At 68.7% G+C, this 8,110-nt stretch carries 8 protein-coding genes; 5 read left to right on the top strand and 3 right to left on the bottom strand.

Features of this window, described 5'->3' with window-relative positions; all coding sequences use genetic code 11:
* Positions 1-83: 83 nt before the first annotated feature.
* A complete protein-coding gene (locus tag AB7U92_RS17170) occupies positions 84-803 on the bottom strand; it encodes a GntR family transcriptional regulator (protein WP_428579527.1) in 720 nt (239 codons plus the stop codon).
* Positions 804-886: 83 nt separating this feature from the next.
* Between AB7U92_RS17170 and AB7U92_RS17165 the strand changes: the two genes are divergently transcribed.
* Complete coding sequence (locus AB7U92_RS17165; protein ID WP_428579524.1) at positions 887-1,933, top strand: Rieske 2Fe-2S domain-containing protein; 1,047 nt, start codon at positions 887-889, stop codon at positions 1,931-1,933.
* Entirely contained in the window at positions 1,930-2,895 is a 966-nt protein-coding gene (locus tag AB7U92_RS17160) for a PDR/VanB family oxidoreductase (protein ID WP_428579521.1), read from the top strand. The genes AB7U92_RS17165 and AB7U92_RS17160 overlap by 4 nt, the downstream gene beginning before the upstream one ends.
* Before the next feature lie 10 nt (positions 2,896-2,905).
* Here AB7U92_RS17160 and AB7U92_RS17155 read toward each other — a convergent pair whose 3' ends face one another.
* On the bottom strand, positions 2,906-3,163 hold the full coding sequence (locus AB7U92_RS17155) for a hypothetical protein (RefSeq protein ID WP_428579518.1): 258 nt from the start codon (positions 3,161-3,163) through the stop codon (positions 2,906-2,908).
* A 158-nt stretch (positions 3,164-3,321) separates the two neighbouring features.
* Here AB7U92_RS17155 and AB7U92_RS17150 point away from each other — a divergent pair, with 158 nt between their 5' ends.
* The gene (locus AB7U92_RS17150) at positions 3,322-3,921 is read left to right on the top strand and encodes an HAD family hydrolase (protein ID WP_428579515.1); all 600 of its coding nucleotides are present in this window, start codon (positions 3,322-3,324) and stop codon (positions 3,919-3,921) included.
* A gap of 61 nt (positions 3,922-3,982) precedes the next feature.
* Here AB7U92_RS17150 and AB7U92_RS17145 read toward each other — a convergent pair whose 3' ends face one another.
* Positions 3,983-6,136, bottom strand: a complete 2,154-nt coding sequence (locus AB7U92_RS17145) for a sodium-translocating pyrophosphatase (RefSeq protein WP_428579512.1) — start codon at positions 6,134-6,136, stop codon at positions 3,983-3,985.
* A 242-nt stretch (positions 6,137-6,378) separates the two neighbouring features.
* On the opposite strand from AB7U92_RS17145, the gene ppa reads away from it, so the two are divergent.
* Positions 6,379-6,921 (top strand): inorganic diphosphatase, encoded by a 543-nt coding sequence (gene ppa / locus AB7U92_RS17140; RefSeq protein ID WP_428579509.1) that lies wholly within the window; start codon positions 6,379-6,381, stop codon positions 6,919-6,921.
* A 91-nt stretch (positions 6,922-7,012) separates the two neighbouring features.
* A partial coding sequence (locus tag AB7U92_RS17135; RefSeq protein WP_428579506.1) for a M16 family metallopeptidase occupies positions 7,013-8,110 on the top strand: 1,098 nt, incomplete at its 3' end.

Raw genomic sequence — 8,110 nt, 5'->3', positions numbered from 1 at the left:
AGGGGTCGCGAGTTCGAATCCCGCCACCCCGACCATTGATCAGCCGAGGCCCGGTGTCCACGAGACACCGGGCCTCTTGCTTTTCATCCCGGCGTTCCCGCCAGCGGCCCCGGCGCCAGGCCGAACAGCTGGCCGTAGCGGAAGCCAACCCAGGCGTGCTCCCGCATCAGCATTTCAGCGCGGGCCGACTCGCGGCGATCGAGTGCATCGAGCACCAGCTGGTGCTGCAGCTGCGCGATGCGCAGCTTCTCGAACTCCGCCGGCAGGGCGGTGAGGTCCAGCGCGATCGAGTCGGCCGAGGCGAAGGGCAGATGATCGTTGCGCGCGATCGCATCGGCGATCACCCGACTTTCGTGCGAGCGAACGAGTGTTTCGTGGAAGCGTTTGTTGAGTCGGCTCCAGCGGCTCACGTCGTCCTCGACCAGGTGGCCCTTGGCCAGGATGGCTGCCCCTTCGGCAATGCACTCCGCCAGCGCGGCGCGAATCGCCGCCGGCAGGCCTCGCTCGGCCAGATGGCGCACGGCCAGGCCCTCGAGCGTGCCTCGTACTTCGATGGCCGAGCGCACGTCGGCCTCGGAGAAGCTGCGCACCTCGTAGCCGCGCTTGCCGGCCCTGGCCAGCAGACCTTCCTGCTCGAGTGCGCGAAAGGCCAGCCGCACAGGCGTTCGCGAGACCCCTAGCGACGCCGCCACCGGGATCTCGGCCAGGCGCTCGCCGGCCGGGAGCCGACCGCTGACGATGAGCTGGCGCAGCGTGGAGATCACGCTGATGGAGTCCAGCTTGAAGTCGCCTATTGGATCCATTATAAGGAGTTTCTTGCGATGAACGCCAGATATGGCGCAAAATTGGATCCAATACTAACAGCTGACTGGATCCAGGAGACCCGATGTTCCCGAAGAATGCATGGTACGTGGCCTGTACGCCGGCCGAGATCGACGAGAAACCGCTGGGCCGCACCATCTGTGGCGAGCGCATCGTCTTCTTCCGTGGCCCGGAGGGCCAGGCGGTGGGCCTGGATGACTGGTGCCCGCACCGCGGCGCGCCGCTGTCGCTGGGCCGTGTGGTCGAGGGCAAGCTGGTGTGCGGCTACCACGGCCTGGAGATGGGCTGCGAAGGCAAGACCATCGCCATGCCTGGTCAGCGCGTGCGTGGCTTCCCGCCGGTGGCCACCTACCCGGTGGTCGAGCGCTTCGGCTTCGTCTGGGTGTGGCCCGGCGATGCGGCGAAGGCCGATCCGGAGTTGCTGCCCGACCTCGCCTGGGCCGAGGATCCGGCCTGGGCCTTCGGCGGCGGCATGTTCCATGTGAAGTGCGACTACCGGCTGATGATCGACAACCTGATGGACCTGACGCACGAGAAGTACGTCCATGCCACCAGCATCGGCCAGCAGGAACTCGACGAGGTGCCGGCGCACACCACGGCCGAAGGCGACAGCGTCGTCACCCGCCGCGAGATGACCAGCGTGAAGGCTCCGCCGTTCTGGCAGGCGGCGATGCGCGGCAACGGCCTCGACGCCGACGCCACCGTCGACCGCTGGCAGCGCTGCCGCTTCGTGCCGCCTTCGAGTGTGTTCATCGACGTCGGCGTGGCGCTGGCCGGGCAGGGCGGTTTCGACGCGCCGGCCGAAGTGAAGACCTCGGGCATCGTCGTCGACCTGATCACCCCGGAGACCGAAACCTCGATCTGGTACTTCTGGGGCCTGGCGCGCAACTTCCGCCCCGAGGACAAGGCGTTGACCGCCTCGATCCGCGAGGCGCAAGGCAAGGTGTTCATGGAAGATCTCGAGATGCTCGAATCGCAGCAACGCAACCTGCTGGCCCGGCCCGAGCGCAAGCTGCTGTCGCTGAACACCGACCTGGGCGGCGTGCAGGCGCGGCGCATCGTCGAGCGACTGGTCGAGCAGGAGCGCGCCGCCGCGGCGCCGGCCGCATGAGCGCCGCCGGCTTCCGCGTGCGGGTGGCACGCAAGACGGCCGAGGCCGAAGGCATCTGCAGCTTCGAACTGGTGCGTATCGACGGGCAGCCGCTGCCCGCGTTCGCGGCTGGCTCGCACGTGGACGTGGAGGTTCCCGGCGGCTTCACGCGCCAGTACTCCCTGTGCAATGATCCGGCGGAGACACACCGCTACCTGATCGCCGTGCTGCGCGACGCCGGCTCGCGAGGCGGCTCGGTGGCGATGCACAATCGCGTCAAGGAAGGCGACGTGCTGACCATCAGCGCACCGAAGAACCACTTCGCGCTCGCCCACGATGCCCGCAGCCACCTGCTGCTGGCCGGCGGCATCGGCGTCACGCCGCTGCTGTGCATGGCCGAGCGCCTGGCGCATGTCGGCGCCGAGTTCGAGATGCACTACTGCACGCGCTCCCGGGCGCGCACGGCATTCATGCCGCGCATCGAGGCCTCGGGGTTCGCGCCACGCGTGGCCTTCCACTTCGACGATGGCCCGGCCGCACAGCGGCTCGATCTGGCGGCGCTGCTGGCGCGTCCCGAGCCGGGGCGTCACCTGTACGTGTGCGGGCCGAAGGGCTTCATGGACGCGGTGCTGGGCGCCGCTCTGGCGAGCGGCTGGCCCGATGCGCAGGTCCACCACGAGTTTTTCGGCGCCGAGGTTGCGTCCCGTGCCGACGACGGCCGTTTCGAGGTGAAGCTCGCCAGTTCCGGGCGCGTGATTCCGGTCGCCGCGGATCGCACCGTGGTGCAGGCGCTGGCGGAAGCCGGCGTCAGCGTGGCCACGTCGTGCGAGCAAGGCGTGTGCGGTACCTGCCTGACACGGGTGATCGAGGGCGTGCCCGACCACCGCGACATGTACCTCACGCCGGAAGAGCAGGCGGCGGGAGACCAGTTCCTGCCGTGCTGTTCGAGGTCGAAGTCGCCCTTGCTGGTGCTCGACCTCTAGCGCGCAGCCCTCAGGCCGCGGTGGGCGCCGCGGCCGACAGGCAGGCGTTGCACTTGCCCAGCCCGGGCAGGCGCGGATCGGGCTTGCCGTCGCCGGTCTTGAAATTGGCCTGGCAACGGCGGCAGACGTACATCTTCGAGCTCGACATCAGCGGACGGATGCCCGGCTCGGCGCTCGGGCGCGCCGCGGTGTACTCCGCCTGGGTCTGGCGCAGCTTCATGGCGGGCGTCTCGGGCGGCGTGGAGGGCGAGGAGCGGCGTGTGGTCATGGCGCAGTCAGTCCGAGGAACGAAAGGCTGAGAGGAGAGGGCTCTGCGGCCCGATCAATCCGCTATTGTCCCAGCTTTCCGCAACACCCTCGTAAACGGTTGCACAAGCCAGTGCCCGTGCTCAACGAAGGGCGACCGGGCGCCGCTAGAGTCGGCGCATGTCCAGACCCGTGATCGCCCTTGACGCCGACGGCGTGCTGCTCGACTACCACCGCGCCTATGCGGCGGCGTGGCAGCGCGCGTTCGGCGCTCACCCCGAGGAGCGCGACCCCCAGGCCTACTGGCCGATGGACCGCTGGAAGGTGCCCAAGCTCAGGCTGTGGCGCCGCTCGCGCTTCCGCCGGGAGTTCGGCGAGCACTTCTGGTCCACGGTACCGGCACTGCCCGGTGCCTTGCAGGCCTGTCACCGGCTGCGCGAAGCCGGCTACCACCTGGTGTGCGTCTCGGCGCTGGAGAAGCGGTTCGAGGGAGCCCGGCTGCACAACCTGCGCGCGCTGGAGTTCCCCATCGAGCGCGTGATCGCCACCGGGCACCACGAGGCCGCCCGCAGTCCGAAGGCGGACGCGGTGGAAGCGATCGGCGCCGAGGTCTTCGTCGACGATTTCCTGCCGTACTTCCGCGGCGTGGCGTCGCACATTCACACCGCGCTGATCCTGCGCGCGCCCAACGGCAGCCCGAACACCGGGCCCGAGATGGAACTGGCCAGCAGCACGCACCAGGACTTGCCGGCCTTCACCGAGCACTGGCTGTCGCGCTGAGCGCGCCGGAAAGAAGACGGGCCGGCAAGTGCCGGCCCGTGGACGCATCGAACTGCCGGCGCTACTTGCTCGCCGCCGGTGCTGCCGGCGCCGACACCGCGGCCGGTGCTGCGGCGTGGCTGGCCGACTTGCTCACGGCGCCGCTCATCGGCAGCAGCGGCACGATCAGCAGTGCGACGATGTTGATGATCTTGATCAGCGGGTTGACGGCCGGGCCGGCGGTGTCCTTGTAGGGATCGCCCACCGTGTCGCCGGTCACCGCGGCCTTGTGCGCCTCGCCGCCCTTCTTGTGGGTGACGCCGGCGTCGTCCTTGAAGCCCTCTTCGATGAGCTTCTTGGCGTTGTCCCAGGCTCCGCCGCCAGTGCACATCGAGATGGCGACGAACAGGCCGGTGATGATGGTGCCCATCAGCAGGCCGCCGAGCGCGGCCGGGCCGAGGAACAGGCCGACGAGCACCGGCACGACCACCGGGAGCAGCGACGGGATGATCATCTCCTTGATCGCCGCGGTGGTCAGCATGTCGACCGCCTTGCCGTACTCCGGCTTGGCCGTGCCTTCCATGATGCCCTTGATGTCGCGGAACTGGCGGCGCACCTCGACCACCACCGAGCCGGCGGCGCGGCCGACGGCTTCCATCGCCATCGCGCCGAACAGGTAGGGGATCAGGCCGCCGATGAACAGGCCGACGATCACCATGTGGTCCGACAGGTCGAAGCTGATGTGCATGCCACGCGCTTCCAGCGCATGGGTGTAGTCGGCGAACAACACGAGCGCGGCCAGGCCGGCCGAGCCGATCGCGTAGCCCTTGGTCACCGCCTTGGTGGTGTTGCCCACGGCATCCAGAGGGTCGGTGATGTCGCGCACCGAGGGCGGCAGTTCCGACATCTCGGCGATGCCGCCGGCGTTGTCGGTGATCGGGCCGTAGGCGTCGAGCGCGACGACGATGCCGGCCATGCTCAGCATCGAGGTGGCGGCGATGGCGATGCCGTACAGGCCACCGAGCCAGTAGGCGGCGACGATGGCGATGCACACCATGATGACAGGCCACGCGGTCGACTTCATGCTCACGCCCAGGCCGGCAATGATGTTGGTGCCGTGGCCGGTGGTGGAGGCCTGTGCCACGTGCTGCACCGGCTTGAACTGCGTGCCGGTGTAGTACTCGGTGATCCACACCAGGCCGGCGGTCAGCAGCAGGCCGACGGCGCAGGCGCCGATCATGCGCATCTGGGTGCCGGCACCGAGGGCGGTGTCGGGCATCACCAGCATCGTCACGCCGGCAAAGGCGATGAACGACAGCACGCCGGCGACGATCAGGCCCTTGTACAGCGCGGGCATCACGTTCTTCATGCCCGGCGAGGCCTTGACGAAGCTGCAGCCGATGATCGAGGCGATGATCGACACGCCGCCGAGCAGCAGCGGATAGACCACGGCGGCCATCGGCGCCGCAGCAACCATCAGCGCGCCCAGCGCCATCGTGGCGATCAGCGTCACCGCGTAGGTCTCGAACAGGTCGGCCGCCATGCCGGCGCAGTCGCCGACGTTGTCACCCACGTTGTCGGCGATCACCGCCGGGTTGCGCGGGTCGTCTTCCGGGATGCCGGCTTCGACCTTGCCGACCAGGTCGGCGCCGACGTCGGCGCCCTTGGTGAAGATGCCGCCGCCCAGCCGCGCGAAGATCGAGATCAGCGAGGAGCCGAAGGCCAGGCCCAGCAGCGGCTTGAGCACCGACGACAGGCTCTTGTCGGGCGTGAGGTTGCCGTTGCCGGTGAGGAACAGGAAGAAGATGCCCACGCCCAGCAGGCCGAGGCCGACCACCAGCATGCCGGTGATCGCGCCGCCCTTGAACGCGACGTCGAGCGCGGGGCCGATGCCTTGCGTCGCGGCCTGCGCGGTGCGCACGTTGGCGCGCACCGAGACGTTCATGCCGATGAAGCCGCAGGCGCCAGAGAGCACCGCGCCGATGACGAAGCCCACGGCGGTGGTGCCGTCGAGGAAGACGCCGATCAGGATGGCCAGCAGCACGCCGACGATCGCGATGGTCTTGTACTGGCGTGCGAGGTAGGCTGCGGCCCCTTGCTGGATCGCCGCGGCGATCTCCTGCATTCGGGCGTTTCCGGCGCTCTGGCCGAGGATCCAGCTTCGTTGTACGAAGCCGTAGACGACGGCGGCCAGACCACAGGCCAGCGCGACGTAGATCGCCACGGTGGTGGACATCAGGGAATCTCCTTCCTCGTTGTTGGCTCTTCGTTGGATTGGTTCGACTTCAGCCGGGCTGATGCGCGCACGAGCCCACCGCGCCCCGCCCCCGAGCCCGCGGGATGCTACGGGATGCGCGCAGGGCAGGCAACGTGGCCTGCCCGGTGTTTTCCACCGTTCCGTGCCCGGGATCAATGTGTCAGGTCGCCGACAGTGCTCTGCGTAGAATCCGGGTTTTTCCGTATGCCACCGAGAAGTCCATGAGCCTGCACAACGTCACCCCCGGTCCGAAGGCCCCTGACGAGTTCAACGTGATCATCGAGATCCCGATGAACGCCGACCCGATCAAGTACGAGGTCGACAAGGAAACGGGCGCCATGTTCGTCGACCGCTTCATGACGACGGCGATGCACTATCCGTGCAACTACGGCTACATCCCGATGACGCTTGCCGACGACGGCGACCCGGTCGACGTGCTGGTGATCACCCCGTATGCGCTGACGCCCGGCGTGGTCGTCACCTGCCGTCCGCTGGGCGTGCTGAAGATGGATGACGAGGCCGGCGGCGACGCCAAGCTGCTGGCGGTGCCGATCACCAAGGTCTGCCCGATCTACAGTCACTGGCACAACCCGGAAGACATCAACCAGATGCGTCTGAAGGCGATCCAGCACTTCTTCGAGCACTACAAGGACCTCGAGGCCGGCAAGTGGGTGAAGGTCAAGGGCTGGGAGGGCCCCGAGGCCGCCAAGGCCGAGGTGGCCGGCGGCGTGGCCGCCTACGCGAAGGCCAAGCAGGCCGCCTGATCGGCCGCCGAGCCTGGTCGGCGCGACCAGGGGATCTTTCCGGCGACGGCGTGCTCCTACACTGCCGTCTCCCGAAGCCCCCGTGCCGACCATGCTCCGATTCCTCCGCGGTTTCGTCCTCCTCTTCCTGGGCCTGCAACTGGGCCTCGCGCAGGCGCAACGCCTGCCCGGCGGCGTGCGCGCCGTCACCTCGGTCGAGGGCATCGAGGAGTACCGGCTGGGCAACGGCCTGCAGCTGCTGCTGGTGCCCGACGACTCCAAGCCCACCGCCACCGTCAACCTGACCTACCGCGTCGGCTCGCGCCACGAGAACTACGGCGAGACGGGCATGGCGCACCTGCTCGAGCACCTGATCTTCAAGGGCACGCCGAAGCACCGCAACGTCTGGGCCGAGTTCGAGAAGCGCGGGCTGAGTGCCAACGGCACCACCAGCTTCGACCGCACCAACTACACCGCGAGCTTCTCGGCCGACGCCGACAACCTCGACTGGTACGTCGGCTGGCTGGCCGACTCGATGGTCAACAGCTTCATCGCGCGGCGCGACCTCGACACCGAGATGACGGTGGTGCGCAACGAGATGGAGATGGGCGAGAACAGCCCGCAGCGCATGCTCTACCAGCGCACCCTGGCGCTGATGTACGACTGGCACAACTACGGCAAGGACGTGATCGGTGCGCGCAGCGACGTGGAGAACGTCGACATCGCCCGTCTGCAGGCCTTCTACCGCCGCTACTATCAGCCCGACAACGCCACGCTGATCGTCTCCGGCAGCTTCGACACCCAGCGCGTGCTGCGCCGCGTGGCAGCCACCTTCGGCGCGGTGCCGCGCCCGAAGCGCACGCTCGCGCCAGACTACACGCTCGATCCGGCGCAGGACGGCGAACGCAGCGTCACGCTGCGACGCGTCGGCGGTGCGCCTCTCGTCTTCGCCGGCTACCACGTGCCGGCTGCGGCTCACCCGGACTCCGCTGCGGCCGACCTGCTGGCGCTGATCCTCGGTGACTCGCCCTCGGGCCGCCTGCACAAGCGCCTGACCGAGAAGCAGCTCGCCGCGGCCACCTTCGGCGAGTCCTTCGGGCTGGCCGAGCCTTCCCTGCTGCTGCTCGGCGCACAGTTGCCGCCGGGCGCCGACCCGTCCGCGGCGCGCGCGGCCATGCTGGCGGCGATCGAGTCGTTCGTGGCCGAGCCG

The organism is Piscinibacter sp., assembly GCF_050175855.1.
Classification (GTDB): domain Bacteria; phylum Pseudomonadota; class Gammaproteobacteria; order Burkholderiales; family Burkholderiaceae_C; genus Piscinibacter.
Note: the sequence above shows the minus strand (reverse complement) of the source record. Positions and strands in the feature narration are given on the sequence as shown.

Excerpts from the sequence above, each read along its gene's own strand:
- AB7U92_RS17160 (WP_428579521.1), top strand. The coding sequence starts at position 1,930 with ATGAGCGCCGCCGGCTTCCGCGTGCGGGTGGCACGCAAGACGGCCGAG.
- AB7U92_RS17170 (WP_428579527.1), bottom strand. The coding sequence starts at position 803 with ATGGATCCAATAGGCGACTTCAAGCTGGACTCCATCAGCGTGATCTCC.
- AB7U92_RS17145 (WP_428579512.1), bottom strand. The coding sequence starts at position 6,136 with ATGTCCACCACCGTGGCGATCTACGTCGCGCTGGCCTGTGGTCTGGCC.
- AB7U92_RS17150 (WP_428579515.1), top strand. The coding sequence starts at position 3,322 with ATGTCCAGACCCGTGATCGCCCTTGACGCCGACGGCGTGCTGCTCGAC.
- ppa (WP_428579509.1), top strand. The coding sequence starts at position 6,379 with ATGAGCCTGCACAACGTCACCCCCGGTCCGAAGGCCCCTGACGAGTTC.
- AB7U92_RS17155 (WP_428579518.1), bottom strand. The coding sequence starts at position 3,163 with ATGACCACACGCCGCTCCTCGCCCTCCACGCCGCCCGAGACGCCCGCC.
- AB7U92_RS17165 (WP_428579524.1), top strand. The coding sequence starts at position 887 with ATGTTCCCGAAGAATGCATGGTACGTGGCCTGTACGCCGGCCGAGATC.